The organism is Amycolatopsis sp. SB7-3, assembly GCF_041021335.1.
GTDB lineage: Bacteria > Actinomycetota > Actinomycetes > Mycobacteriales > Pseudonocardiaceae > Amycolatopsis > Amycolatopsis japonica.
In genome coordinates, this window is sequence record NZ_JBFPJQ010000002.1 from 280,663 (window position 1) to 304,594 (window position 23,932).

General features: G+C 69.1%; 24 protein-coding genes. 12 read left to right on the forward strand and 12 right to left on the reverse strand.

All coding sequences use genetic code 11. The annotated features are described in order from the left end of the window. Positions 1–241: 241 nt before the first annotated feature. Genes AB8M46_RS19540 through AB8M46_RS19550 form a run of 3 tightly spaced genes read right to left on the reverse strand, consistent with a single transcriptional unit; the run spans position 242 to position 5,183 of the window. On the reverse strand, positions 242–1,336 hold the full coding sequence (locus AB8M46_RS19540; RefSeq protein WP_394361059.1) for a hypothetical protein: 1,095 nt from the start codon (positions 1,334–1,336) through the stop codon (positions 242–244). Next, positions 1,333–2,043, reverse strand: a complete 711-nt coding sequence (locus AB8M46_RS19545) for an alpha/beta fold hydrolase (RefSeq protein ID WP_394361060.1) — start codon at positions 2,041–2,043, stop codon at positions 1,333–1,335. The genes AB8M46_RS19540 and AB8M46_RS19545 overlap by 4 nt, the downstream gene beginning before the upstream one ends. Then, a complete protein-coding gene (locus AB8M46_RS19550; protein WP_394361061.1) occupies positions 2,040–5,183 on the reverse strand; it encodes an amino acid adenylation domain-containing protein in 3,144 nt (1,047 codons plus the stop codon). Before AB8M46_RS19550 ends, AB8M46_RS19545 begins: the two co-directional genes overlap by 4 nt. 142 nt (positions 5,184–5,325) lie before the next feature. Here AB8M46_RS19550 and proB point away from each other — a divergent pair, with 142 nt between their 5' ends. The 7 genes from proB to AB8M46_RS19585 all read left to right on the forward strand — a co-directional run bounded on the left by proB (position 5,326) and on the right by AB8M46_RS19585 (position 12,935). Further along, positions 5,326–6,438: a glutamate 5-kinase gene (gene proB / locus AB8M46_RS19555; RefSeq protein ID WP_394361062.1), complete on the forward strand. Its 1,113-nt coding sequence runs from the start codon at positions 5,326–5,328 to the stop codon at positions 6,436–6,438. Next, positions 6,429–7,679 carry a glutamate-5-semialdehyde dehydrogenase gene (locus AB8M46_RS19560; protein ID WP_394361063.1) on the forward strand — a complete coding sequence of 417 codons (1,251 nt, stop codon included), beginning with the start codon at positions 6,429–6,431 and terminating at the stop codon, positions 7,677–7,679. The genes proB and AB8M46_RS19560 overlap by 10 nt, the downstream gene beginning before the upstream one ends. A 13-nt stretch (positions 7,680–7,692) precedes the next feature. Next, complete coding sequence (locus tag AB8M46_RS19565; protein ID WP_394361064.1) at positions 7,693–8,865, forward strand: pyridoxal phosphate-dependent aminotransferase; 1,173 nt, start codon at positions 7,693–7,695, stop codon at positions 8,863–8,865. A 73-nt stretch (positions 8,866–8,938) separates the two neighbouring features. Next, the gene (locus AB8M46_RS19570; RefSeq protein WP_394361065.1) at positions 8,939–10,408 is read left to right on the forward strand and encodes an FAD-dependent oxidoreductase; all 1,470 of its coding nucleotides are present in this window, start codon (positions 8,939–8,941) and stop codon (positions 10,406–10,408) included. After that, complete coding sequence (locus tag AB8M46_RS19575; protein ID WP_394361066.1) at positions 10,405–11,448, forward strand: hypothetical protein; 1,044 nt, start codon at positions 10,405–10,407, stop codon at positions 11,446–11,448. The genes AB8M46_RS19570 and AB8M46_RS19575 overlap by 4 nt, the downstream gene beginning before the upstream one ends. A gap of 28 nt (positions 11,449–11,476) precedes the next feature. Further along, positions 11,477–12,082, forward strand: coding sequence for a TetR/AcrR family transcriptional regulator (locus AB8M46_RS19580; RefSeq protein WP_394361067.1), 606 nt, complete (start codon positions 11,477–11,479; stop codon positions 12,080–12,082). Positions 12,083–12,206: 124 nt separating this feature from the next. Continuing rightward, positions 12,207–12,935 carry a VanZ family protein gene (locus AB8M46_RS19585; protein WP_394361068.1) on the forward strand — a complete coding sequence of 243 codons (729 nt, stop codon included), beginning with the start codon at positions 12,207–12,209 and terminating at the stop codon, positions 12,933–12,935. 10 nt (positions 12,936–12,945) lie between these two features. Here AB8M46_RS19585 and AB8M46_RS19590 read toward each other — a convergent pair whose 3' ends face one another. Beyond that, the gene (locus AB8M46_RS19590; protein ID WP_394361069.1) at positions 12,946–13,401 is read right to left on the reverse strand and encodes a glycogen operon protein GlgX; all 456 of its coding nucleotides are present in this window, start codon (positions 13,399–13,401) and stop codon (positions 12,946–12,948) included. A gap of 88 nt (positions 13,402–13,489) precedes the next feature. Between AB8M46_RS19590 and AB8M46_RS19595 the strand changes: the two genes are divergently transcribed. Further along, positions 13,490–14,215, forward strand: coding sequence for a TetR family transcriptional regulator (locus AB8M46_RS19595; protein WP_394361070.1), 726 nt, complete (start codon positions 13,490–13,492; stop codon positions 14,213–14,215). A 97-nt stretch (positions 14,216–14,312) separates the two neighbouring features. On the opposite strand, the gene AB8M46_RS19600 is transcribed toward AB8M46_RS19595, so the two are convergent. Beyond that, on the reverse strand, positions 14,313–15,395 hold the full coding sequence (locus tag AB8M46_RS19600) for an epoxide hydrolase family protein (protein ID WP_394361071.1): 1,083 nt from the start codon (positions 15,393–15,395) through the stop codon (positions 14,313–14,315). Between the two features lie 94 nt (positions 15,396–15,489). Here AB8M46_RS19600 and AB8M46_RS19605 point away from each other — a divergent pair, with 94 nt between their 5' ends. After that, positions 15,490–15,954, forward strand: coding sequence for a MarR family winged helix-turn-helix transcriptional regulator (locus tag AB8M46_RS19605; RefSeq protein WP_394361072.1), 465 nt, complete (start codon positions 15,490–15,492; stop codon positions 15,952–15,954). On the opposite strand, the gene AB8M46_RS19610 is transcribed toward AB8M46_RS19605, so the two are convergent. Both AB8M46_RS19610 and AB8M46_RS19615 read right to left on the reverse strand, forming a co-directional pair. Continuing rightward, positions 15,951–16,826: a LysR substrate-binding domain-containing protein gene (locus AB8M46_RS19610; RefSeq protein ID WP_350598846.1), complete on the reverse strand. Its 876-nt coding sequence runs from the start codon at positions 16,824–16,826 to the stop codon at positions 15,951–15,953. The two genes, AB8M46_RS19605 and AB8M46_RS19610, sit on opposite strands and share 4 nt — an antisense overlap. Positions 16,827–16,877: 51 nt before the next feature. Continuing rightward, positions 16,878–17,633: an SDR family oxidoreductase gene (locus AB8M46_RS19615; protein ID WP_037337855.1), complete on the reverse strand. Its 756-nt coding sequence runs from the start codon at positions 17,631–17,633 to the stop codon at positions 16,878–16,880. 226 nt (positions 17,634–17,859) lie between these two features. Between AB8M46_RS19615 and AB8M46_RS19620 the strand changes: the two genes are divergently transcribed. Continuing rightward, positions 17,860–19,005 (forward strand): hypothetical protein, encoded by a 1,146-nt coding sequence (locus tag AB8M46_RS19620; protein WP_394361073.1) that lies wholly within the window; start codon positions 17,860–17,862, stop codon positions 19,003–19,005. Positions 19,006–19,165: 160 nt separating this feature from the next. On the opposite strand, the gene AB8M46_RS19625 is transcribed toward AB8M46_RS19620, so the two are convergent. Beyond that, positions 19,166–19,678 carry a CGNR zinc finger domain-containing protein gene (locus AB8M46_RS19625; RefSeq protein ID WP_378428342.1) on the reverse strand — a complete coding sequence of 171 codons (513 nt, stop codon included), beginning with the start codon at positions 19,676–19,678 and terminating at the stop codon, positions 19,166–19,168. 25 nt (positions 19,679–19,703) lie between these two features. Between AB8M46_RS19625 and AB8M46_RS19630 the strand changes: the two genes are divergently transcribed. Then, the gene (locus tag AB8M46_RS19630) at positions 19,704–19,892 is read left to right on the forward strand and encodes a hypothetical protein (RefSeq protein ID WP_037337860.1); all 189 of its coding nucleotides are present in this window, start codon (positions 19,704–19,706) and stop codon (positions 19,890–19,892) included. Positions 19,893–20,146: 254 nt separating this feature from the next. Here AB8M46_RS19630 and AB8M46_RS19635 read toward each other — a convergent pair whose 3' ends face one another. Both AB8M46_RS19635 and AB8M46_RS19640 read right to left on the reverse strand, forming a co-directional pair. Then, the gene (locus tag AB8M46_RS19635; RefSeq protein ID WP_378418947.1) at positions 20,147–20,572 is read right to left on the reverse strand and encodes a nucleoside deaminase; all 426 of its coding nucleotides are present in this window, start codon (positions 20,570–20,572) and stop codon (positions 20,147–20,149) included. Positions 20,573–20,574: 2 nt separating this feature from the next. After that, positions 20,575–21,438, reverse strand: coding sequence for a TIGR03619 family F420-dependent LLM class oxidoreductase (locus AB8M46_RS19640; RefSeq protein WP_394361074.1), 864 nt, complete (start codon positions 21,436–21,438; stop codon positions 20,575–20,577). A gap of 92 nt (positions 21,439–21,530) precedes the next feature. Between AB8M46_RS19640 and AB8M46_RS19645 the strand changes: the two genes are divergently transcribed. Beyond that, a complete protein-coding gene (locus tag AB8M46_RS19645; protein ID WP_007034427.1) occupies positions 21,531–21,977 on the forward strand; it encodes an Lrp/AsnC family transcriptional regulator in 447 nt (148 codons plus the stop codon). A gap of 25 nt (positions 21,978–22,002) precedes the next feature. Here AB8M46_RS19645 and AB8M46_RS19650 read toward each other — a convergent pair whose 3' ends face one another. Both AB8M46_RS19650 and rox read right to left on the reverse strand, forming a co-directional pair. Further along, entirely contained in the window at positions 22,003–22,383 is a 381-nt protein-coding gene (locus AB8M46_RS19650) for a VOC family protein (RefSeq protein WP_394361075.1), read from the reverse strand. Between the two features lie 68 nt (positions 22,384–22,451). After that, positions 22,452–23,879 (reverse strand): rifampin monooxygenase, encoded by a 1,428-nt coding sequence (gene rox, locus AB8M46_RS19655; RefSeq protein WP_394361076.1) that lies wholly within the window; start codon positions 23,877–23,879, stop codon positions 22,452–22,454. Positions 23,880–23,932 lie beyond the last annotated feature (53 nt).

Genomic DNA, 23,932 nt, shown 5'->3' on the forward strand with positions numbered 1-23,932 from the left:
TCTCGCGTCGATCAGATGCCCGATTGATCCTGATATATCCGTTCTGTTCGGAGGTCGTGAGTGATAATGAGGGTTAGAACCACCAAAATCACTCACGACCTCCGAACAAATCTCCCATATCGGACGCGCAGGGCACCTTATGTGTCCTTTGTGGATAGCGAGAGGGAGCTTCAATCCAGCCAACGAGCACACCAGGTTTGCCTTGCCCATCAATAACCGTCCTGGCCACTCACGAGCACCCTCAACCAGCGAATCGCCGGGCGAAGGTCGCACACAGCGAGTCGATGTCCCGCAACACTTCCGCAGTCAGATCCTCATCGCCGAGCACCACCCCCAGCCGCGTCTCGGCCCGTTCGATGATCTCGACCAGCCCGAAGGAGTTGTAGTTCGGGAGCTCGCGCAGGCTGCCGGCGCCGCGGACGGTGGCGTCGTCGATCCGCAGCACCTCCTGGATCGCGGCGAGCACCGCCGCCCGTGCGGCGAGCCGGGCGGCGAGGGCGACGTCCTCGTGGAGCAGGCGGCCGAGGTCCGCCAGCACGGCCGCGGTCGGTGCGCCGTCAGGGGACCGGCGGGCGGCCACGAAACTTTTCGAGGCCAGCGTGAGCCAGGCTTGGACGTGCGCGTCGACCTCGGCGCCAGGCCGGTCGTGCCGGGCGAGCCAGGCGGCGTGCAGCAGGCGTGACCGGCCGAGCAACCAGATGTCGAGCACCAGATCTTCGCCGTGGTCCGCCGAAAGGTAGTCGTCGATCGCCGGGACGGCGTCGGCCATCGCCCGCGCGTTGGCGGTGAGCACGTCCGGCGGTTCGGCGACCGGCTCGGTGGTGAACCGCAGCGCGGTGGCCGAGGCCGGCAGGGCGTCCAGTTCGGCGGGGGAGAGCCGCCATACGCCGGGACGGCACGGACCCCACGGGGTCTCGTCGTGGTAGGCGTCGACGACGGTGTCCGATGTGGACAGAAGAAACGTGTGCTCGGTGTGACGGCGGCCGGCGTACGGCGTCCATGCCAGGTCATAGGCGTCGGCGATCACGTACAGCGGATCGGCCCCTTCGGCGAGCTCACGCAAACGGGCGCCGTTGACGTCCTCCCATCGGCCCGCGACCCGCAGGCCCAGTTGCTCCTGCGCGGCGGCCAGCCGATAGGCGAGCGACGCGGCCACCCGCGGTCCCGGTTCGAGGTCGAAGCGCAGCGGGGCGCCGAGGGCCAGGTGCGCGCCCTCCCCGCCGTGCCGGTCGGCCAGCACAGCGAGGTTGGCTTGCACGCAGTCCAGCGCGTCCGCGCGGACGGTCTCCAGCAACGGCGACCAGACCCGGTCGTACGTCTCAGCCGCGGCGGTCACGATTCCCTGCCGAGGAACACGTCGATCTCGTTGGTGAGCCGGTCGAGGTGCCGCGGCTCGAACACCTCGTAGTGCCCGGCGTCCAATTCCGCCGTCCGCAGGTCCGGTGCGAGTTCTTCCCACCGCCGCAGGGCGGCGGCCCGGCCCGAGATACCGTCGTCGGCGTCCGCGCACATCAGCAGCAGTGCCCGGCCCGGGTATTCGCGTTCGGTGGCGTACTCGGCAAGCGCGCGCACCTGCGCCTGGAACGCGCGCTCCACGCGGGCGACGGTCTGTTCGTCCGGCCGGGGCCCGAGACCCGCCAGGATGAGCTTCCTGATCCGTTCGTCCTCGTCGGACGAGGCGTGCCGGGGCAACGGCGAACTGTCCACGATCACCAGATCGGGCCGCTGCCCCCGGTCGGCCAGGCGCACGCACAGCTCCCAGCCCACGGTGCCGCCCAGCGACCAGCCGAAGACGAGGGCGGGGGAGCGGCCGTCGAGCGCCGCCAGCGCGGAGTCGGCCATCTCCGCGACGCTGTCCTCCGGCGTGTCCCCGGGTACCAGCCCGGCCGCCCGCACGGCGTAGACGCTGTAATGCTTGCCCAGGTGGGAAGCCAGCCGCAGATACGGGTTCAGGCCACCGCCCGCTCCGGGCAGCATCACGCACACCGGCCGGTCCTTGCGGCGCACCAGGGTGACCAGCCGTTCGCGTACCGGCGCGCTCATCGCCGCACCAGCGTCGCCAGGGTCGCGACGGTCGGCGAGCGGAAGAACTCGACCAACTGCACGGCCACTCCGTACCGCTCCTGCACCTGACCCACGACGGTGAAGATGTTCAGCGAGTGCGCGCCGTACTCCAGCACCGGGCGGTCCCGCTCGACCTGGGGAACGCCGAGCACCTCGGCCCAGATCGCGGCCAGCTCCCGCTCCAGGTCGTCGGCGTACTCCGCGGCGGGAGCGGGCGACTCCGCGCGCCGCGCGCTCACCTGCTCGGCCAGCGCCACCAGCGCCGCCCGGTCGGTCTTGCCGCTGCGGGAGGTCGGCACCGAATCGATGTCGACGATGTCCGCGGGCGCCATGTACGACGGCAGCCGTTCGGCGAGCACGGTCCGCACCCGCTCGTGGTCCGGTGTCACGCCCGGTTCGGGCAGGAGGAACAACAGCGGACGCCGATCGATCCCGTCGCCGCGCACCGCGGCCACCGCCTGCCGGACGTCCGGCAGGCCGGCCGCCACGGCCTCCAGTTCACCGAGTTCGACCCGGTAGCCGCGGATCTTGACCTGCGTGTCGTTCCGGCCGAGGAAGATCAGGGCGCCGTGTTCGTCCCGCACCACGTGATCGCCGGTGCGATAGACGGTCTCGCCCGGCGTGAACGTGCCGGGCTGGAACCGTTCGGCGGTGCGATCAGGATCGTTGACGTAGCCAGCCGCAGGGGCGTGGCCGCCGAGCAGCAGCTCACCCGGCACCCCCGCCGGCGCGAGATGGCCGGTGCCGTCGACGACGTACGCCGTCACGTTCGGCAACGGGAGACCGATCGGCACATGGCGTGCCCACGGCGGGTCGGCCGCGGTCAGCCGCCAGGTGGTCGCGGCGTTGGTCTCGGTCGGACCGTAGTGATTGACCAGGGTGCACTGTGGATGGTCGTCGACGAACGCGCGGATCTCGTCGTCCGCCAGCAACTGCTCGCCGGACACGCACAGGAACCGCAACGCCGGGAGATGTTCCCTTCTGGCGCGCACGGACAACACGAACGGGCGCAGCGCCGCGACCGGGAGATAGAGGTGGGTCACCTCGGTGTCGGCGACCCGGCGCACCAGTTCGGGGAAGTCGCGCCGGTCGGCGGGTTCCCTGGACACCACGGTCCCGCCCGCCAGCAGCGTCGGCAGGATCTCCTGGAACGACACGTCGAAACCGGCGGGCGCGTACTGCAGGAACCGGCTGTCCGCGGTCATGTCGAGCGCGGAGATCTGCCAGGCGGCGAGGTTCAGCAGCGGCCGGTGACCCATGAGCACGCCCTTGGGCAGGCCGGTCGAGCCGGAAGTGAACATGACGTACACGGGGGCGTCGGCCGTCGCGGCGCGTTCGGTGTCCACATCGGACTCGAAATCGGCGGCCGGTGCGACCTCGACCCCGTGCAGCGTGACCCCGGAGCCGATCACGACCCGGCAGCGGGACTGCCGCACCATGTACGACATCCGGTCGGCGGGCAGATTCGGTTCGAGCGGCAGGTAAGTGGCGCCACGCCGCAGAATCGCCAGGATCGACGTGACGGTCTCGGTGAGCGAGTCCAGCCGCAGCCCGACGACGTCCCCCGGGCCGACTCCCCGGCCCGCCAGCCCCGAGGCGATGCGCTCGGCGGTCAGGGAAAGTTCGGCATAGGTGAGCGTGCGGCCGGGTTCGGTGACCGCGACCGCTTCCGGGGTCCGGCGCGCGGTTTCGGTGAACCATTCGTACAGCGTCGGGGCCGGTACGTGCGCCGGATACCCGTCGTGACGTCTGCTCGGGACGGCCGAGGCGTCGTCGAACAGCTCGGCCAGGGTCAGGGAGCCGTCGGTGACCGCGCGGGACAGGGCTGTCCGCAGCGATTTCAGCAGTCCGTCGGCCACCGCGGGCGGGATCAGCGCGCTGTCGTACTCGAGTTCGAGCAGCCACCGGCTGTCGACCAGGGTCGCACCGAGCCAGAGGTCGAACTTGGCCGTGCCGTTCCCCGGCTCGTACGCGCCGACCACCGCGCCGGTCCCGGTCGCCGGATCGAACGTGTCCTGCATGGCGAGCATGCAGGAGAACAGGGGGTTGCGGTCACTCGGCCGGTCCGGCTGCACCTGCGCCACCAGCTGATTGAACGGAACGTCGACCGCGGCACGGCAGTGGTCCACCGCCGCGCGGACGGTCTTGTCGAGATGCTCGTCGACGGTGCGGGTCCAGTCCACGTCGACGGTGACCGGCAGCGTGTTGACGAAGAAGCCGCACAGGTCGTACGACCCGATCGTCCGGCGCGCGGTGAACGGGCTGCCGATCAGCACCCGCGGTACCCCGCCGTGCCGCGCCAGCACCGTGCCGTACACGGCGGAAAGCAGCACGAACGGGCTGACCCCGAGACGTTTGCAGGTGGCCTGGAACCGCTCGGATTCCACCGCTCCGAGCGTCCAGGAGATCCGCTGCCCGGCGAATTCGGTCTGATGTGGACGGTCGGGGCGCGGGTACAGCACGAGCGGCGGGACTTCACGCAGGCTTTCGGCCCACGCGGTCACCTGGTCGGCCGTCCGCGTCGAGCCCGCCGCCCGGTTCTGGGCCTTGAGTTCCTTGACCAGCGCGGCTTCCCGGCTCACCCGCATCGTGTCGACGTCGATCGGGCCGGCGAGGGCGCGGTCGAGATCGCGCACGATGGGGCCCATGGACACCCCGTCGCCGACGAGATGGTGCCCGCAGATCAGGATCGCCGCGGCGCTGTCGTCGTCCGCGCGCACGAAGCCGAACCGGTGCACCGGCCCGGTCTCCAGATCGAACGGCGCCCGGCCGATGTCGCGGCCGAGCGCGGCGAGGGTCGCGGCGTACTCGGCGGGCGGCACGGAGACCGACTCCAGGGGCAGCTCGTCGGCGGTGGGCGGGGGACGCAGCACGGCGTGCATCTCGGGATGCAGCCGGAAGACCTGGCGCAACGCCGGTTGGACGGTGACCAGGGCGACCAGCGCCCGGGTCACCGTTTCGGCCAGCGGGGCGACGCATTTGGCCGGATCGAGATCGAATTGGATGACCTGGTTGTAGATCTGCTTCGTCGGCACCAAGCTGTCCACCACCAGCAGTCCCTTCTGGGACTCGGTGAGCGGCAGGGTCGCCGTGTCGGCCAGCTGGAGTTCTGCTGTCATGCCGTGAGAGTCGCCGGATCCGATGTACCGGCGATGTTCCGGGGATGCAGCCGTGCTGTGCCGCGACACGCCACGGGGCGGTACACCGGCGGCGTATCGCGAACACATCGGTACTACATCGGCGGCGGTGAGCATCTTCCCCATGTCGACCAACAGCTTGCCCGTCACCGCGACACCTGCCGAAGACCTGGTGCCGCAGGAGGGCCGGGTGGTGCTCAAAATAGGCACGTCCTCGCTGATCACCGACGGCGGACTGGACCCGGTCAAGCTCGACAGGCTGTGCGAGACCGTCCACAGAGGACTCCTCGTGGGCCTGCGCCCGGTGCTGCTCGCTTCCGGGGCCATCGCGATCGGCCGTCACCTGCACCCCGCGCTGGCCGTGGACGATCCGGTGGCACTCCAGGTTTCCGCCGCGCTGGGCCAGTCACAGCTCTATTCGGCCATCCACGCCGCGTTCGCCGAACGCGGCGTGCAGACCGGTCAGCTCCTGCTCACGCCGCCCGACCTCGTCGACGACGACCGGGGCGGCGGTGTCCGGCACACCCTGCACACGATGCTGGCGCTGGGCATGGTGCCGGTGGTCAACGAGAACGACGCGCTCGGCGTGCGCAACAACGACGTGCTCGCCGCGCTGCTCGGCGGTTGTCTCCAGGCCGAACTGCTGCTGTTGCTGACCAACGTGCCCGGGCTCTACGACAGCAACCCGAAACTGGCCCCGGGCGCCCGGCACATCCAGGAAGTACCCGTGCTCACGGCCGAGACCGAGCGGCAGGCGGGCGGCGCGATCGGCGACGGCGGCACCGGCGGCATGCTGACGAAACTCGGCGCCTGCTGGATCGCCACGTTCAGCGGGGTCCGCACGGTCATCGCGGAGAGCGCGGACCCCGACGTGCTGATCTCCGCGCACGGTGGCCGTCCCACCGGCACGGTGTTCCATCCGCGTGCGGTCACCGGCGCGACTCCCGGCATCGGAACGCTCTGGCGCGCGTTCCGGACCCCGCCGTCCGGGGCGCTTTACTGCACCCCGGACGGCCGGGAGGCCGTCCTCCGCGGGGAGCCCGTATGCCATCACCACGTCGCGGCGGTACACGGGGCCGCCGCGCCGGGCGACGTGGTCGACATCTGTGACCGGCAAGGACGCCCGCTCGCCCGCGGCCCGCTGAGCCGCGCGGTCGAGCCCGGCGGCGCACCGGCCGCGCCCGTCGTCGAAGGCGGCGACTACGTACAGATCATGGAGGATCTGCCATGTCAGTGACCGACGTCTGCCGCGCCGCGGCCGAGGCGTGGACCGAGCTCAAAGGGCTGACGACCGAACGGAAGAACGCGCTGCTGCTGGACATGGCAGGCGCGATCGAGGAGCACCGCGACCGGATCATCGCAGCGAACGAGGCGGATGTCGCCGCGGCCCGTGAGAACGGCGTCTCGGCGACGCTGGTCGACAGGCTGACCTTGACCGACCGGCGGATGGCCGGCCTGGTCTCGGCCATCCGGACCATCGCGGATCTGCCCGATCCGGTCGGTCAGGTGGTCGACGGCTGGACCAGGCCCAACGGCCTGCTCATCGAGCGCGTCCGCGAGCCGATCGGCGTGGTCGCGGTGATCTACGAGGCGCGTCCGAACGTCACCGCCGAGGTCGCCGCACTCTGCGTGAAGTCGGGCAACTGCGCGGTCCTGCGCGGTTCCTCGATGGCCATGGCGACGAACACGGCGGTCATGGCCGCGCTGGACAGCGCGATCGCCCGGCACGACGCGGTGCCCGCGGGAGCTGTCCAGCTGGTCACCGATCCGTCCCGCGATGCCGCCCAGGAACTGATGCGTGCCAAGGAGTTCGTCGATCTGCTGGTGCCGCGAGGGGGCCCGGAGCTGATCGCGTCCGTCGAACGTCACGCCACGGTGCCCACGGTGATCGACGGTGCGGGCAACTGCCACGTCTACATCGATCGTTCGGCCGATCCGGCGATGGCCACGGCGGTCACGATCAACGCCAAGACGTCCCGGCCCAGCGTGTGCAACGCCATGGAAACCCTGCTGGTCCACGAAGAACTCGCCCAGGACTGGCTGCCCGGCGTACTCGACGAGCTGGCCGCCGCCGGCGTGGAGATCCGCGGTGACGCGACCGTCCGCGAGGTCTGGCCCAAGGCGGTGGCCGCGAGCGAAGAGGACTGGGGAACCGAATACCTCGATCTGGTGCTGGCCGTCCGGGTGGTGGCGGACGTGGGCGCGGCGATCGCGCATATCGACCGATGGGGCACGTCCAACGCCGAGGCGATCGTCGCGCGCGACATCGACGTGGCGCGCCGGTTCGCCCGTGAAGTGGATTCCGGCAGCGTGTTCGTCAACACCTCGACCCGCTACTCCGACGGCGGCGAGTTCGGCTACGGCGTCGAGATCGGCGTGTCCACCCAGAAACTGCATATCCGCGGTCCGATCGGGCTGACCGCGCTGACCACCGTGAAGAACGTCGTCTGGGGTACCGGACAGACGAGGGTCGTGTAGGGGAGCGAGTCCAGTGTCCAGTGTCCGAACCGAGTCGCCGATCCGCCCGTCGTCCCTTGTGGACAGTACGGCGCAGGCGCTGTCCATCAAGTACAACAACCTGGTCTACGAGCTGAGCGCGGCCGGGCGGGACATCATCACGCTCTCGCTCGGCGAGGCGTTCTTCGGCCTGCCGCTGCCCCGCTTCGACGATCTGGCCGCGCACGGCCTGCATCACTACTCGCATTCGCGGGGCCTGCCGGAGCTGAGGCAGCGACTCGCCGGGTACTGGGCCGATTTCGACGTCCCGGTCGACCCGGACACGGAGATCGTCGTCACCGCCGGTTCCAAGGTGGCGATCTACATGGTGCTGCTCGCGCTGCTGGAACCGGGGGACGAGGTGATCGTCCCGGAGCCGTTCTGGCTGAGCTACCCCGAACAGGTGCGGCTCTGCCGTGGCGTTCCGGTGATGGTGCCGCACGACGTGAGCGTGTTCGACCTCGCTCGTTACGTCACGCCGCGGACCAGGGCCATCGTGATCAACAATCCGAACAACCCGTCCGGCCGGGTGCACACGGACGCCGAGCTGGAGTTCGTGCACGATCTGGCGGACGCGCGGGGCCTGGTGGTGATCGCCGACGAGGCGTACCACGAGTTCGTGCCGCAGGAGACCCCGTTCCGGGCCTGCGGTTCGTTCGACCCTGAACTGCGGCACACCGTCACGATCAACTCGATGTCCAAGAACTACGGGGTTTCCGGCTGGCGGATCGGCTATCTCATCGCACACCGCACGCTGATCGATCAGGTGCTGAAGATCAACCAGCATCTGATCACCTGCGCGCCGACCATCCTGTCCTGGTACCTCGCCGAACACTTCGACGACATCCTGGCCGTCACCCGGCCTCAGATCCGCCGGGTCGTGGACCTTCGCCGCGAGGTCGCCGGGCAGCTCGCCGACATCGGCATCGAGACCTTGCCGGGCTCGGCGACGTTCTACCTGTTCGCCTCGCTCGGCGGGTCCACTTTGGACTCCATGGAGTTCGCCACCCGGCTGCTGAGGGAAAGCTCCGTCAGCGTGGTCGCGGGCATCGCGTACGGCGATTCGTGCGACCGGCACATCCGCGTCTCCGTGGGCACGGAGTCGCCGTACCGGGTGGCGCGGGGTATCGCCGCGATCCGGGACCTGATCGACGCGACCACTTCTTGACAGTTCCCGGCGTCGTTCATACATTCATACAGCCAATGTCAATCTGTATGAATGACGCCGGGAGTTGGTCCGCATGCGACTCGGCAAGACCGCCGTCGTCCTCGGTGGCAGCGCCGCCGGTCTCTGCACCGCGGGAGCGCTCGCCCCGTACTTCGACGAGGTGGTGGTGCTCGAACGCGACGAACTGCCCGCCGAGGCCGAACATCGGCGCGGGGTGCCGCAGAGCAAGCATCCGCATTTCCTGCTGAACTCGGGCCGCCGCGCGATCGGTGCGCTGTTCCCCAGCTTCGAGGACGACCTCATCGCGGCAGGCGGACTCCATCTGATGCCGTCCATGGACGCGGCGTATCTCGACGGAAAGGGCTGGTCGGCGCGGAAACGCAGCGCGATGACGATGATCTACGGCTCCCGGATCCTCATCGAACGCGTGCTGCGCGACAAGGTCCGGGAGCTGCCCAACGTCCTGATTCGCGACGGTGTCGCGGTGAGCGGCTTGACCACCCGGGACGGCGAAGTCACCGGGGTGACCCTCTCCAAGCGCGACGAGCGCATCGACGCCGACTTCGTGGTCGACGCGATGGGCCGCGGTTCCTCCGTCTCCGCCTGGCTGGTGGCGGCCGGCTGGCCGGAGCCGGAAGTCCGGACCCTCGACGCCAAAGTCACCTACACCTCGCGCTGGTACGACCTGCCGTCTCCCGAGGAACGGCCCCCGTCCTGGTGGTGGCGGCATCTGGTGATCATGCCGACCTCCGACAAGGGCGCCCACCCGGACGAGCACGAGTTCCTGGTGAACTTCTTCCCGATCGAGGACAACCGGGTCATCGCGTGCATGGGCTCGTGGGGACTCGAAATGCCGCGCACCACCGAGGCGTTCGTCGAGTCGGCCCGCCGCGTGCGGGCGCCGTTGTTCGCGGCCGCGATGGACCGGTCCACCCCGACCTCCGAGGTGCATCTGACCCGCTCGACCGGGAACAAATGGCGCCGCTACGACCGGCTACGCACCCCGCCGCGGCGCCTGGCGTTCGTCGGCGACTCGATCTGCGCGTTCAATCCGTTCTACGCGCAGGGCATCAGCTCCGCCGCGGGTTCGGCGCTGCTGTTGCGCGAGCATCTCTCCCGCGCCGAGCGGCTGGGGCCCGAGTTCTCCGCACGGTTCCTGGCGGCACAACGAAAGCTGCTCAACGTGCCGTGGAGCCTGGCGATGGCGAGGGATCAGGGCTACGCCTGCGCGGTGGGCACCGAAAAGGCGCCGGAGTGGAGGCGGCGGCTGCTCGAAGCCGTGTCCGGCCCGGCGTTCAGGCTCATCGTCGGTGCCGCCCGCGAAGACGACGTCGTCGACGAGCATTTCGCGAAGGTGTTCAACCTCGACGAATCGCTGCGCGACATGATGACGAACCCGCGGGTGATCGCGGGACTCGTGCGCTACCGGATCCGGGCCGCGCTGGGACGGCACCGGGTCCCGTTCGACTTCGACGCCCGTGCCGAACCGCCGGTCACGGACTACTCGCCGAAAGGCGCCGCGCAGCAGGCGGTCTCCCGATGAGCGCCGTATGCGGGCCGGACGCGGAAGCCGTCACTCGTGGACTCGGCTTCGACTGCCATGACGTCTCCCCGTGGCTCTCGGTCCGTGCACCGTGGGCGGAGGCTCACTGGACGATGCCGCTGCTGGAACTGCTCGTCCTCGGTGGAGCCGTGTTCGCGCTGGTGCACGCCGTCCGGCGGCACCGCCAAGGTGACTCGACGAATCTGGCGCTCTGGTGCGCTTCGCTGGTCTACCTCTTCGTCATCGAACCGCCGCTGTACTTCCCGGAGTGGTTCGGCCTGGAGCGCCAGTACGGGTTCATCTTCGCCCACAACCGGTTCACCGTGCAGTTCATGTGGGATCGGCTGCCGCTCTACATCGTGGCGTTCTACCCGATGATCAGTCAGCTCGGCTACGAACTCGTCCGATCGCTCGGGATCTTCCGCGCCCGCGGAGCCTTGATCGGGTCGGTGGCCGTTGCCTTCGCCTGCCATGTCTTCTACGAGGTCTTCGACCATCTCGGCCCGCGGCTGAAATGGTGGGCCTGGAACGACGACAACCGGATCGTCAACCATCCGGCGCTGGATTCGGTCCCCATGACCAGCATGCTGCTCTTCGCGTCCGTGTCGATGGGCGCCATGACGTATCTGGTGGTGCGGTTGGCCGGCGGAGCGCGGCGAGGGTGGTCACTGGCGGCCCGCATCGGGCTCGCCGGGGTCCTCACCCCGCCGAGCATGGCGATCGCCGGGCTCCCGTCGAGCCTGCTCGACGGGAACGTGACCGCGCAGGCTTGGGTTCTCGCCGTCGAGCTGGCCCTGCTGTGGCTGGCCGGTATCTGGATCTTCGTCCGGTACAGCCGTCCCGAAGGGCCCTTGGCGCCCTTCGCCCGGTTCTATCCCGCCGTCTATTTGGGCGGGATGGCCGTGTTCTGGATAGGCGGCGTCGTCGAAAACGGCACCTCGACCGGGAGTGGCTTGTACGCGCTGGCCTGCTTCGTGGCCGCCGGACTGATGCTGACCGCGCTGTACCGTGTGCGCCGTGCGGCACCTGCCACCGTCTGAGATTCCCTGTTCGGGGAAGATGAGCCGCATGGGGCACCACGGATGGCGGGGGAACCCGCCCGGAACCGAGCGCGAGGCGCGCCGCCGGATCGTCGAGGCGGCGACGGCGTGCATCGACCGGGTCGGTCTCGCCAAGACCAGCCTCTCGGACGTCGCCGCGGAAGCGGGCGTGACCCGGCAGACCGTCTATCGCTACTTCCCGAGCCTCGCGGATATCCTCAGCGCGGTCGCGCTGGACCGGGTCGAGGAGTTCGCCGGGCGGATGGAACGGCATCTGGCCACGTTCGCCGACCCCGCCGAGGTCGCCGTCGAATCGGTGGTGTTCGGCGTCCGCGCGGTCCCCGACGAGCCGTATCTGGGGCTGCTCCTGAAAGCGGGCGAAGCCGACGTCTTCACTGTCGCGGTCACTTCGGCGCAGTCGTTCGCGCTCGGCGCGCGGATCCTCCGGAACGTGCCGGTCGACTGGGCGGCGGTGGGCGTCACGACCGACGACGACTTCGAGGGGCTCGCCGAAATGCTGATGCGGCTGTTCCTGTCGTTCCTGCAGTTCCCGTCGACGCCGGCGCACACCGACGAGGGGTTGCGCGCCAGGGTCCGCCGCTGGATCGGCCCCGCGCTGACCGCACGGCCGTGACAATCGAAGCCCGTGAACTATCAACGCGGATGGTAGTTATTCACCGACAATAGCCGGGGTTCTTGTCTGGCCTTCACGATGCTGCCACCCTCGCCGAAGACGATCATCGGCGAAAGGGGAGTGCATGGGATGGTGGTGGCAGGCGTTCTCGGCCGCCGCACCGTGGTCGCTGCTCGTCGCCGCGGCCGGTGCGGGCGTCGCCGAATTCATCGCACGCCTAGGCGGAAAACGGCGCGGCCCGTTCGTGATCGCACTGGACTTCGCTTTGCTGGCAGCGCTTTCGGCGGTACTTCTGATCGTCTTCGTGCCCGCACCGACGGCGGCGCGCGGTTCGTCGGTGAGTCTTCACCTGCTGGCGGACGTCCTGCCCGTCTTCAGCGACCGTCCGCAACTCGCCTTGTTCCAGTTGGCGGGCAACGTCTTCCTGCTGATGCCGCTCGCGATCCTGGTGCCGGTGCGCTTCGGCTGGGCGAAGCCCGTGTCACGGGTCGTTCTGTCGGCTTTCCTGGTGTCCGTGTCGATCGAATGTCTTCAGGTCTGGCAGGACGCCGGCCGCGTGGGCTCGCTGGACGACGTCCTGTGCAACACGGCGGGGGCCGCGCTCGCGGCCTGGTGTGCGAGCCGGTGGCGCGGCCGGACGACGACGGCGGGCAGCGTCCGCGTATGGCATCGGTCGGGGATCGAGGTCCGGCGTTCCGGTGTGGTGCACGCGCGCCGCGGCCAGCGGCTGATCGGCCGCGTGACCTTGAGCGACCTGCCGCCGCTGGCCGAAGGCGCGACCCTCGAGATCACCTTGTCCGAATCGGACGGTGGAGCACTTCTCGTTTCCGCGCAGGCGTCGGTGGCGGCGTGAACAGCGGGCGCTACCGCGGCCGGACGGCGGCGAGGACCGCGTCCAGGCTGGGAAGCCAGCGCTGCCGAGGGTCCGGCGCCGAGAGCCATTCGGCGTGGGCCTCGGCGCGCCCGGAGTCGGTGGGCAAGGGGAGCAGCGTGCCCCAGGCGAGTACTTCGACGTGCTGCGGCAGGGAGATCCGCGGGGGAATCAAGCCGTCGGTCTCCGCGAGGATGGCCACGCGCGGGCCTTGCTGGGTCAGCACCGCCAAGGCGGGACCTCCGCAGCCGGTGTCGGCGAGCCGGGAGAGGACCTGGGCGCCGTTGATCTTGGGCAGCGTGACCGCGCAGATCCCGCCTTCCAGCGCCAGGAACGGCTGCGGGCCCCGCCATTTCAGCGACCAGCCGAAGAGACGGCCGTAGAAGGCGTCGCCGCGGGGGCGGATCGAGCGTGACTCGACCGGAAGCACTTGGTGGTCCAGCGACATCATCGGCGCCTTCCGAGCGGGGGAGTGGGGGCTCGGCACAGCCTAACGGCACTCAGTGCCACTAGCAAGTGGCTGCTACCGTCCCGCTATGACCGATTCGCCGCGCCGAGCGCCGGTGACCCGAGCCGGCGCCACCCCCGCGGGGAGGCGCAAACTGCGTCGTGCGCTCGCCGCGGCGGCCGTGGACCTGTTCGTGGCCAAGGGCTACGAGGCCACCACGGTGGACGAGATCGCGGCCGCCGCGGGAGTGGGCCGCCGGACGTTCTTCCGGTACTTCGACGCGAAGGACGACGTGCTCTTCGCCAACCACGACGAGATCGTGGCCGAGATGGAGGAGACGTTCGCCGCCGCGGACCCGGATCGCGATCCGGTGGAGGTGGCCTGCGAGGCCGTCGGTCTGGTCCTCGACTCCTACGCCGCCGAACTCGACGTGTCGCTCAAACGGTTCACCCTGACCCGGACGGTGCCGTCCCTGCGGGACAAGGAGGTCGCGACCGTCGACCGCTATCAGCGCGTGCTCGCCCGCTACCTGCGGGCGCGGTTCACCGAGCAGGGTGACGAGACGGCGAGCCTGAGGGCGGCGGTGGCCGCCGCGGCGATCGCGGCGGCCAACAACCATGTGCTGCGGCGTTGGCTGCGTAGTGGCGGACAGGACGACATCACCGCCAGCGCGGGGGAGGCCTTCGCGCTGGTGATCGACGCGTTCAGGGGAGAGGAGCCCGCGGCCGAAACGACGGTGGTGGCGGTGATGACCACGGCGACACCGCTGCACGCCGTCATCGCGAAGGTCAACGCCGCCCTGAACGAGTCGTAGCTCCTATCTGGCACTCAGTGCCATCGATAGAGATGTACCTGAGGGTTTCCTCTAAGTGTATAACGACCTATACGGCTGGGCGACGTTAAAACCCCAGCTACTCGGCAAAGCCGAGGAAAAAATCTTTGATGTCGGCGGCCAGCAGATCCGGAACCTCCATGGCCGCGAAGTGGCCGCCACGGTCGAATTCCGACCAGTGCCTGATGTCGAACAATCGCTCGGCGAGTGGACGAACCGAGCGCGTGATGTCATGCGGGAGCACGGCGACGCCGAGCGGCACGCGGCAGGGGAGAGCCACCTTGCCGGCGTCGTGGTGCAGGCGTGCGGACGAAGCCGCGGTGGCGGTCAGCCAGTACAGCGAGATGTCGGTGAGCATGCGGTCGTCGTCGACCGGCGTGCGCGGGTCCGTCCATTGCGCGAAACGCTCGGCGATCCAAGCCAGCTGGCCGACCGGCGAGTCGGTCAACGCGTAGCCGATGGTCTGCGGGGTGGCGACCTGCAGGGCCTGATACGGCGGCCGATTCGCCATGAGCTGCTTGACCTTGTCGAGGCGTGCTTCGTCCTCTTCGGACAGTTCGATGCCGGCTTCGGGATCCGGTCGGGTCGGCAGGTAGTTCACGTGCACGCCGACGACGTGCTCCGGTGCCACCGCGCCGAGCGCTGTCGAGATACCTGAGCCGAAGTCGCCGCCTTGGGCGCCGTAGCGCTCGTAGCCGAGGCGGCGCATCAACTCGGCCCAGGCCCGGGCGATCCGCTCGACGCTCCAGTCGCGTTCCCGGGTCGGCCCCGAGAAGCCGTAACCCGGAATCGAGGGGATCACCAGGTGGAAATCGCGCGCCAGCGGCTCGATCATGCCCAGGAACTCGAGGAACGATCCGGGCCATCCGTGGGTGAGGACCAATGCGAGGGCGTCCGGGTTCTCCGATCGGACGTGTACGAAGTGGACGTTCTGGCCTTCGATCTCGGTGGTGAAGTGCGGCAGCTTGTTGAGTTCGGCTTCGTGGGCGCGCCAGTCGTAGCCGGTTCGCCAGTATTCGGCGAGTTCTCTGAGCCGGGCGAGCGGGAATCCGTAGTCCGAGCCCGCGTCGGCGACCTCGTTGGGCCAGCGGGTGCGGGCGAGCCGGTCGGCCAGGTCGTCGAGGTCGGCCTGGGGGATGTCGATGCGGAAGGGCTTGATCACGGCGGATCTCCTCGGTTCGTTGGGGCGCTAAACGTTTGGTGACCCAACGATACCGCAATCGTTCGGGCGCCCAACGATTCGTTATGCTCGTCACATGGACGACCCCTCGGAACCGCGTGGCGGCTGGCGAAACCTGCCCAGCTGGCTGCTCACCCAGACCGCGAACCACGCGCATCGCCTGGTGACCGACGGGTTCTCCGCGGCCGACGCCCGCGGCTACCACTACCGCGTGCTGGCGACGCTGGACGAGTTCGGGCCAGCCAGCCAGGCTGCGCTGGGCCGGCGGAGCGGCATCCACGTGAGCGAGATGGTCGCGACCATCAACGAGCTGGCCGAGCGCGAACTGGTCGAGCGTGCCCCGGATCCGGCTGATCGGCGGCGCAACGTCGTCTCGCTGACCACGGCGGGCAAGCGGCAGCTGCGACGGCTGGAGAAACAGCTGGCCGAACGCCAGGAAGAACTGCTGGCACCGCTTTCGTCCGACGAGCGGAAGCGGTTCACCGAGCTGCTGTCGAAGCTGCTGGATCACCACGACCGGCGGAGCGGTGAGGCCGGCTAGAACCCCTGAGCGGAAGCCAAAAACGCCTGACGGGCGTCAGAAGTGCTGTGCTGGGGCCAAAGGGCCTGTAGCGGTACGTGGACGGCCGGAAGCAACTCCCGGACGAGGACGGCGCCGCCCGCCGCGGGGCCTGGTGGCGCGGTCACGAAGGCGACCGCGTCGCTGTCGAGGACGGCGGTGACCGGTGGTGTCCCTTGGATGGGGTTGCGGCGGACGCGTGGTTCGAATCCTGCGTCGCGGCAGAGGTTGACGAGCAGGTCGGTGTAACCGGACCGGCCGGGATGGCCCCAGACGGTGATCTCTTCGCCGTCGAGGTCGCTCAGCCCGAGATTCTCGCGGTCGGCGAGGCGGTGACCGGCGGCGACGGCGACGTTGAGCCGCTGCCGGATCAGCGTGGTCCCGACCAGGCCGTGCGCGAGGGTCAGCGCGCGGCCGAGGCCGAGGTCCAGTTGTCCGCCGAGCAGCTGCGCGACGAGTTCGTCGGGGTAGCGCTGGTTGACGTCGATGACGAGGTCGGGGTCGGGCTGGTGTTTGCGCAACAGGGCGGTGACCTCGTCGCCGGTGACGGCGGGGGTGTGGCCGACGCGGAGTCGTTCCGGTTCGCTCCGGCCGATACGGCGGGCGCGCTGGACGGCGGAGTCGGCGATACCGTGCAGCAGGTGGGCGTCGGCGATCAGTGCCTGGCCGGCGGGGAGCACGGTGACCCCGGTGGCGCTTCGCTCGAGCAGGGGGACGCCGACTTCCCGCTCGAGCGTGCGCACCGAGGTCGACAGCGCCTGCTGGCTCAGGTGCAGCCGGGTCGCCGCGCGGGTGAAGCTGCCTTCTTCCGCGACGGCGATGAGGTGGTTCAGCTTGTACAGGTCCAGGCCCACCCCGATGTTCCCCCTCGTTTCCGGTCCACGGCGTCTTGGTCAGGGTAAGGGTCAGCGCGTGGTGTAGCCGCCGTTCGGGAACATCGTTTGGCCGGTGAACCAGCCGCCGTCGGTGGCGAGGAAGCGGATGATCGGCACGATGTCCTCGATCTTCGTCAGTCGTCCGCCCTTGGCCTGGGACTTGTGGAATTCGACCCGCTCGGGGGTTTCCTGCGGGTAGAAGAACGGGGTGTCCATCGGGCCGGGGGCGACGACGTTGACCGAGATGCCGCGGTCGGCGAACTCCTTGGCGGCGGCCCTGGTGAAGTGTTCCAGCGGGGCTTTGCCGCCGGCGTAGGTGGAGTAGCCGTCCGTGAAGGCCGCGAGCAGTGAGGTGCCGAGGCTGATGATCTTGCCGTTGTCGGCGAGGCGCCGTCCGGCTTCCTGGATGAAGAAGTAGGCGGCTTTCGCGTTGACCGCGAACATGCGGTCGTAGTCCTCTTCGGTGGTTTCGAGGATCGGTTTGCGCAGGACCATGCCGGTGGTGTTGACCGCGATGTCGGCGCCGCCGAAGGTGTCGACGGCGGTGTCGAAGAGGCGGCGGACGTCGGCGACCTTGGTGAGGTCGCCTTGGACGGCGACGGCTTCGGAGCCGGAACCGCGGACGGCCTCGACGGTCTTGTCGGCGTCGGCGGCGGAGGCGTCGCCGTGGTAGTGGACGACGACCTTGGCGCCGGCTTCGCCGAGGGTGGTGGACAGGAGTCCGCCGAGGTTCTTCGCGCCGCCGGCGATGATCGCCACTGTTCCGTTCAGGTTCTGTTCGCTCATGACTTCGAACGTAGGAGCCGGGGGCGGGGGCTGGGAAACACAAGATCGAGGTGGGGTCACAAGCGGGGCTTGTGGGCTTTCCCACCTGCGTGGAGCCGGGAATCTTCGTGATCGAACGGCGAGCTGACTTCACATTGTGGACACTCTGATCGTGCTCCGAGAAGTCGACGACCTTGATCAGCCCGTTGCCCCCGAGGAGGCGTCCCGGCGGGGGCGTCCGGCGCGTGTGTTCGAGAGAGTCCTCGACAGACTGGCGCGGTCGCCTTATCCGAGGGCGATCCTGCTGTATCTCGTGATCCGCACGGCGAGTGTCCAGTTGCTCGATCTGCTGGCCGCCCGGCGCGGTGCGACGTTGACCGATCGGCTGACGGCGTGGGACGGGCAGTGGTATCTGCGGCTGGCGGTGCACGGGTACGCGGATCTGCCGGGGACGCTGGACGCGGCGCGGCAGCCGTATCCGGACGCGCCGATGGCGTTCTTCCCGTTGTATCCGAAGCTCGTCGGTGCGGTCATGTGGCTCGGTGCCGATGTCGTGACGGCGGCGCTGACGGTGTCGGTGCTGGCGGGGCTGGTGCTGGCGTGCGGGTTGATCCGGATCGGGCGGGCGGTGTCGCCGGATCGGGGTGATCGGACCGGGTTGCTGCTGGTGGCGTTGTGGGCCGGTGCGCCGATGGCGATCGTGTTCTCGATGGCTTACACGGAGGCGGTGTTCTGTGCGCTCGCCGTATGGGCGCTGGTGGGGGTGCTGGAACGGCGTTGGTTGCTGGCCGGCTTCTGTGCTTTCGGGGCCGGGTTGTCGAGGTCGACGGCGGTGGTGCTGGTCGCGGTGGTGGTCGCGGCGGCGTTGATCGAGGTCTTCCGGCGTGGGGAGAAGCGCTGGTGGGCGCTCGCGGGTGCGGTGATCGCTCCGATGGGGGTGGCGGGGTATCTGGGGTTCGTCGTGTACCGGACGGGGAGTTGGACCGGTTGGCAGGACATCGAGTTGCGGGGTTGGAACACCGAGTTCGACTTCGGTGCGGAGACCGCGGATTCGGTGCTGGCGCGGTTGACCGGTGACGAGTCGGTGTTCAGCACGCTGACGGTGTTGCTGCTGCTGGGTGCGGTGGCGTTGGTGCTGGTGGCGGCGTTCATCCGGGTGCCATGGCCGTTGACGCTCTACGGTGCCGGGGTGTTGTTGCTGGCGATCGGCACGCGGGGGCTGCCGGACGCGAAGATCCGGTTCATCCTGCCCGCTTTCCCGGTGCTGGTGCCGATCGCGATCGGGTTGTCGAAGCGGCGGACGGTGACGGCGGTGGCGGCTGCGGTGGCATGGGTGGTGCTGGGGGCGTGGTTCTCGGCGCACGCGCTGACTGCGTGGCGGTACGCGATCTAGGGCGTGTTTCACGAGTCTGTTCGATGGGCTTCGTGATCCAGGTGGTTCCTGACGGTGCGGGCGGATCGGCCTCGTACCGGGTCGTACTCGGCCGCATCCGCCCGTGCCGTCAGGGACCGCCTGGGCGCGAAGACCGCGAACTTGGCTCGTGAAACACGCCCTAGCTTGCCTGCCGGGTGCGATGGTCGGCTACGTGGACCCTGGTGGCGCAGCGGGTCGAGCAGAACCGTCGGCGGCCGTTGCGGGAGACGTCGACGTAGACGGTGTCGCAGCCTTCGCGTGAGCAGACGCCGAAGCGGTCCGGGGCGTCGCAGACAAGGTGTGCGAGTCCGCCGGCGGTGTAGGCCCGGACCCGGGGTGCGGTGCCGGCCTGTGCGTCGACGTAGTGCAGGTGGGGTGCTTTGCCGTCGTGGGTGGAGATGTAGGGCTTGGACGCGGAGTCGTGGAGCAGGGCGTTGACCAGGTCGACGCGGGTGGCCGGGTCGGCTTCGAAGACTCGTCGGAGTCTCTTGGTCCAGGCGACGATTTCGGTCGCTTCGTGGTCCTTCACGGCGGAGACGGTCATGCGGTCTTTGAAGATCGCGGTGAGCGTGGCCGGGTCGGCGGCGTCGCCCAGGTTGACCAGCTCGGCGGCGATCTGCGCGGCCGCCCCGCCGTAAGGGTTGAAGTGCATTGACTCATTACAGCACGATCGGGGTATGGAAGCGAACAAGTGCCCGCGGTGCGGCTGGCCGCTGGCCGAACTGCCTGGAAGCGCGACGACGTCCCAGCGGGTCTCCCAGGGGAGGCTGGAGTACGTCCGGTGTCTGTGCGGGAGCTGGCTCGCGCGGGTGGACGGTGTGGTGATCGGGGCGACGAGGTCGCAGCTGGGGTCGGCTCGGCTTTGACGGTGACCACTCACGAGACGCGCCGCCTGCAGCGCGTGAAGGCCCCCTTTCCTCGGCTCAGCCGAGGGAAGGGGGCCTTCACGCGAATCTGCTAGGGCCGGTGGTGCCACTGTGGCTGCGGTGGCGATCGTGTAGTCCGTGAAGGCCTCCTTGCCTACCTTCAGGGTAGGGAAGGAGGCCTTCACGGACCTGCGGCCAACGGCCACCCACATTCACTAGGCGCCTAAGACAGCCTCGGCCCTAACCGCCCGGCTCTAGGTGTAGTAGCCCTCGACAGGGACGCGCGCCTCGTCGTACAACGCAGGACCCTCCAGCCGAACCGGCGGCGCCGTGGCCGGCGGTTTGAGCGCGGTGACCTGTTCGCCGGAAAGGGCGAACACGACGCGACCCAGGCCGGAGCGTTCGATGGCGCCCTGGCACATCCCGCACGGCTGGCAGCTGGTGTACATCGTGGTCGCCGCGGCGACGGCGGGTTCGAGTTCGCGCGCGGCCCACACGGCGAGTTTCAGCTCCGGGTGCAGGCTGATGTCCGATTGGGACACCGTGGTGTTGTGGTCCTCGGCCAGCACCGCTCCGTCGGGGCCGACGAGCAGTGAGCCGAAGGGCGGATCGCCGTCGGCGCGGGACTTCGCGGCCAGCTCGATGGCGCGGCGGAGGAACTTCTCGTCTTCGTCGGTCATGATCAGTCCTGTTCGGTTCGGTATCGGCCCAGTTCCCAGTGGGCGGCGACGGTCGCCAAAGCCTGCCACGCGGATTCCGGCCGCAGGGTCTCTTCGGGATCGCCGGAGAACGGGTCGAGTACGACCGTCTCGGCGCCGAGGTGGCGAAGCCGGTCGAGGTCGTCGATGATCTGCTCGATCGTGCCTTCCCCGGCCGCGCGATCGGGTGTGGTGACCGGGTGTTCGGTGACGTTCAGCAGGATCCGCGGCGCGAACGCGGGGACCGGCCGGTCGTGCGCGTCGGCGATGGTCTTGACCCTGGTGAGCGCTTCGGTGAGCCAGGGGAGGGTGGCCCGCAGCGGATGCCAGGCGTCCCCGACCCGGACGGCGCGGCGGATGCCGGCGTCACTGTTGCCGCCGACCCAGATCGGTATCTCGCCGGCGCGGTAGTCGGCGTCGTCGGCCCAGGCTTTCCGCACGGCGTCGAGGTGATCGTCGGTCAGCCGTCCCCGTTTCTCGAACGGGACGTCGAGTGCCTCGAACTCCTGACGTGCCCAGCCGGAAGCGACGCCGAGCACGAGCCGTCCACCGCTGAGCTGGTTCAGATTCGCGGCCATGCGGGCGATCAGCAGCGGATGCCGGTACGGGACGATGAGCACGGTGGTGCCCAGCCGGATCCGGGTCGTCACGCCGGCGAGCCACGACAGCGTCGTGAACGGTTCGTAGAACGGCGCCGGATACTGCTCGGCGACGTCGGGGGTGATGGCGACGTGGTCGGACACCATGAGCAGGTCGTAGCCGAGGCCTTCGACCGTGGTGGCCCAGCCGCGGAGGATCCCGGGGTCGGTCCCCGGGCCGAAGTTCGGGACGTTGACACCTATTCGCACAGGTCAAGGCTATCGACGAGGCGGAAGACCGGGAAGGGATCTTTCCCGGCGTATGACGGCTTCCGCCGTGGATCTGCCGGTATTCTCCCCGGATGGCCGAGACTCTCGACGCGACGGACTGGGCGATCCTGGTGGAGCTTCAGAAGGACGGACGCCTTCCGCTCACCGAACTGGGGAAGCGGGTCAGTTTGAGCGCGTCGGCGACGACGGAACGGGTCAAGCGGCTGGAGTCGGCCGGGGTGATCACCGGCTATCGCGCCGAGGTCGACCTGGAGAAGGCCGGATACGTGGTGCTGGCGGTGGTGCGGTTGAAGTATCCGGGCAGCAAGCACGCGCCGTTGCACAAGCTCCTGGCCGAGCGCACGGAGATCCTCGAATGCCTCCGCACGACCGGTGACGACTGCTATTCGCTGAAGATCGCGGCTCCGTCGATGGGGCGGCTGGAGGAGATCGTCAACGAGCTCGCGCTGTTCGGGAGCACGAACACCAACATCGTCTACAACCAGACATTGCCCTATCGCGGGCCGCAGGGCCCGTGACCGTATCGGCCACGGGCCCCTGAGCTCACGCGGTCTCCCAGAGCCCGATGACGTTGCCTTCCGTGTCCTTGAAGTACGCGGAGAAACCCATGTCGCCGACCGCGGTCCGGCCGACGAGCGTCGAGCCGCCCTGCTTCTCGATGATCGCGAGCGTGTCGTCGACGCTGTCGACGTCGAGCACGATCACCGGGCCCGACGCGGGGCTGAACTCCTTCGCCAGCATGCCGCCGTTGATGTAGCCCGGCTCCGAGGGCATGCCGGTCTCGGCGGTCGGCCCCGAAGCGACCATCGTGTAGTCCATCCCGGGCATCGTGTCGGCCTTCCAGCCGAAGACCTCCCGGTAGAAGCCGCGTGCGCGTTCGCCGTCCTCGAACGGAATCTCGAAATGCACGACCCGTCCGGCCATGGTCATCAACTCCTGTCGTGGCGTCGGATTCGGAACGCCACCAGCCAATAACCGCCGGACCGGGCGCGCTAGAGGACTTCGCCCTCTCCGAACCACCGGCGCAACGCCTCGGCCAGCTCGTCCTGGTCTTCGCCCACCCAGGCCACGTGTCCGTCCGGGCGCAGCAGTGCCGCCGGTACGTCGAGTTCCTCGCTGGTGTCGACGACGTGGTCGACCCGGTCCGCCCAGCCCCGCACCGAGAGCGAGCCGGTCTGGTCGAGCAGCAGGCCGCGGCCGCCGCGGGTCAGGCCGTAGAGATGGCCCTGCTTGAGCTCCAGATCGCGCATGCGGCGGCCGAGCAGTTCGTGTCCCTCGCCGAAGTCGTAGCGGATCGCGGTCGCGGTGATCTTCTCGGTCAGGTACCGGCTGACGTCCTCGAAGTCCATCAGTTCCGCCAGCAGCCGCCGGACCGCCTGCGAACCCGGATCGAGCGACATCAGCTGCATCTGCGCGCGGGTGTTGTCCAAGACCGCGGCGGCAACGGGATGCCGTTCGGTGTGGTAGGTGTCCAGCAGGTCGTCCGGCGCCCAGCCGTTGACCGCGCCCGCGAGTTTCCAGCCGAGGTTGAAGGCGTCCTGCACGCCGAGGTTCAGTCCCTGCCCGCCGACCGGCGGGTGGATGTGCGCCGCGTCGCCCGCCAGGAACGCGCGTCCCACCCGGTAGCGCTCGGCCAGCCGCGTCGCGTCACCGAAGCGGGAGAGCCAGCGCGGCGAGTGCACGCCGAAGTCGCTTCCGGCCACCGCTTTGAGCTGTCGTTTGATCTCGTCGAAGGTCGGCGGGATCCGCGGGTCCTCGGCGAGGCCTTCGGCGGGCACGCCGACCCGGTACACCCCGTCGCCGATGGGGGAGAGGCCGAACCGGAGCTGGGTCTTGCGGACCTCGGTCATCACGGCGAGCACCGTTTCCCAGTCCTCGGTCAGTTCCATCTCGCCGAGCAGTGTCTCCGCGGTGGCGGGCTCGCCGGGGAAGTCGATCCCGAGGAGCTTGCGCACCGTGCTGCGGCCGCCGTCGCAGCCGACGAGGTAGCGCGAACGCAGCCTCGTCCCGTCGGCCAGTTCGACGTCCACGCCGTCCTCGTCCTGTGCCAGGCCGACCACTTCGCAGCCGCGCCGGATGTCGACGCCGACCTCGGCGGCGTGCTCGATGAGCAGGCGGTCGGTCACGGTCTGGGGGATGCCGAGGATGTAGGCGTGCGCGCTGTCCAGCACCGGCGCCGGCTTGATGATGCCCGCGAAGGAGCCGCCGATTGGATACTTCTTGCCGTGTTCGAGGAAGCGCTCCAGCAGACCGCGCTGGTCCATCACCTCGATACTGCGCGCGTGCAGGCCCATCGAACGGACGACCTTGGACTGTTCCAGATCCTTTTCCAGGACGACGACCCGCACGCCGTGCAGCCGCAGTTCGGCGCCCAGCATCATGCCGGTCGGTCCGCCGCCGGCGATGATCACGTCGATCAAAAGTTCCCCCGATTGTCGAGCTCGTGTGGTCCGGCGGGGGATTCTGCGGCATG

What these genes read in the sequence shown, in the direction of transcription:
- AB8M46_RS19545 (WP_394361060.1), bottom strand. Translation starts at nt 2,043, where the DNA reads ATGAGCGCGCCGGTACGCGAACGGCTGGTCACCCTGGTGCGCCGCAAG.
- AB8M46_RS19550 (WP_394361061.1), bottom strand. Translation starts at nt 5,183, where the DNA reads ATGACAGCAGAACTCCAGCTGGCCGACACGGCGACCCTGCCGCTCACC.
- proB (WP_394361062.1), top strand. Translation starts at nt 5,326, where the DNA reads ATGTCGACCAACAGCTTGCCCGTCACCGCGACACCTGCCGAAGACCTG.
- AB8M46_RS19560 (WP_394361063.1), top strand. Translation starts at nt 6,429, where the DNA reads ATGTCAGTGACCGACGTCTGCCGCGCCGCGGCCGAGGCGTGGACCGAG.
- AB8M46_RS19570 (WP_394361065.1), top strand. Translation starts at nt 8,939, where the DNA reads ATGCGACTCGGCAAGACCGCCGTCGTCCTCGGTGGCAGCGCCGCCGGT.
- AB8M46_RS19575 (WP_394361066.1), top strand. Translation starts at nt 10,405, where the DNA reads ATGAGCGCCGTATGCGGGCCGGACGCGGAAGCCGTCACTCGTGGACTC.
- AB8M46_RS19580 (WP_394361067.1), top strand. Translation starts at nt 11,477, where the DNA reads ATGGGGCACCACGGATGGCGGGGGAACCCGCCCGGAACCGAGCGCGAG.
- AB8M46_RS19585 (WP_394361068.1), top strand. Translation starts at nt 12,207, where the DNA reads ATGGGATGGTGGTGGCAGGCGTTCTCGGCCGCCGCACCGTGGTCGCTG.
- AB8M46_RS19590 (WP_394361069.1), bottom strand. Translation starts at nt 13,401, where the DNA reads ATGTCGCTGGACCACCAAGTGCTTCCGGTCGAGTCACGCTCGATCCGC.
- AB8M46_RS19595 (WP_394361070.1), top strand. Translation starts at nt 13,490, where the DNA reads ATGACCGATTCGCCGCGCCGAGCGCCGGTGACCCGAGCCGGCGCCACC.
- AB8M46_RS19605 (WP_394361072.1), top strand. Translation starts at nt 15,490, where the DNA reads ATGGACGACCCCTCGGAACCGCGTGGCGGCTGGCGAAACCTGCCCAGC.
- AB8M46_RS19615 (WP_037337855.1), bottom strand. Translation starts at nt 17,633, where the DNA reads ATGAGCGAACAGAACCTGAACGGAACAGTGGCGATCATCGCCGGCGGC.
- AB8M46_RS19625 (WP_378428342.1), bottom strand. Translation starts at nt 19,678, where the DNA reads ATGCACTTCAACCCTTACGGCGGGGCGGCCGCGCAGATCGCCGCCGAG.
- AB8M46_RS19630 (WP_037337860.1), top strand. Translation starts at nt 19,704, where the DNA reads ATGGAAGCGAACAAGTGCCCGCGGTGCGGCTGGCCGCTGGCCGAACTG.
- AB8M46_RS19635 (WP_378418947.1), bottom strand. Translation starts at nt 20,572, where the DNA reads ATGACCGACGAAGACGAGAAGTTCCTCCGCCGCGCCATCGAGCTGGCC.
- AB8M46_RS19645 (WP_007034427.1), top strand. Translation starts at nt 21,531, where the DNA reads ATGGCCGAGACTCTCGACGCGACGGACTGGGCGATCCTGGTGGAGCTT.
- AB8M46_RS19650 (WP_394361075.1), bottom strand. Translation starts at nt 22,383, where the DNA reads ATGGCCGGACGGGTCGTGCATTTCGAGATTCCGTTCGAGGACGGCGAA.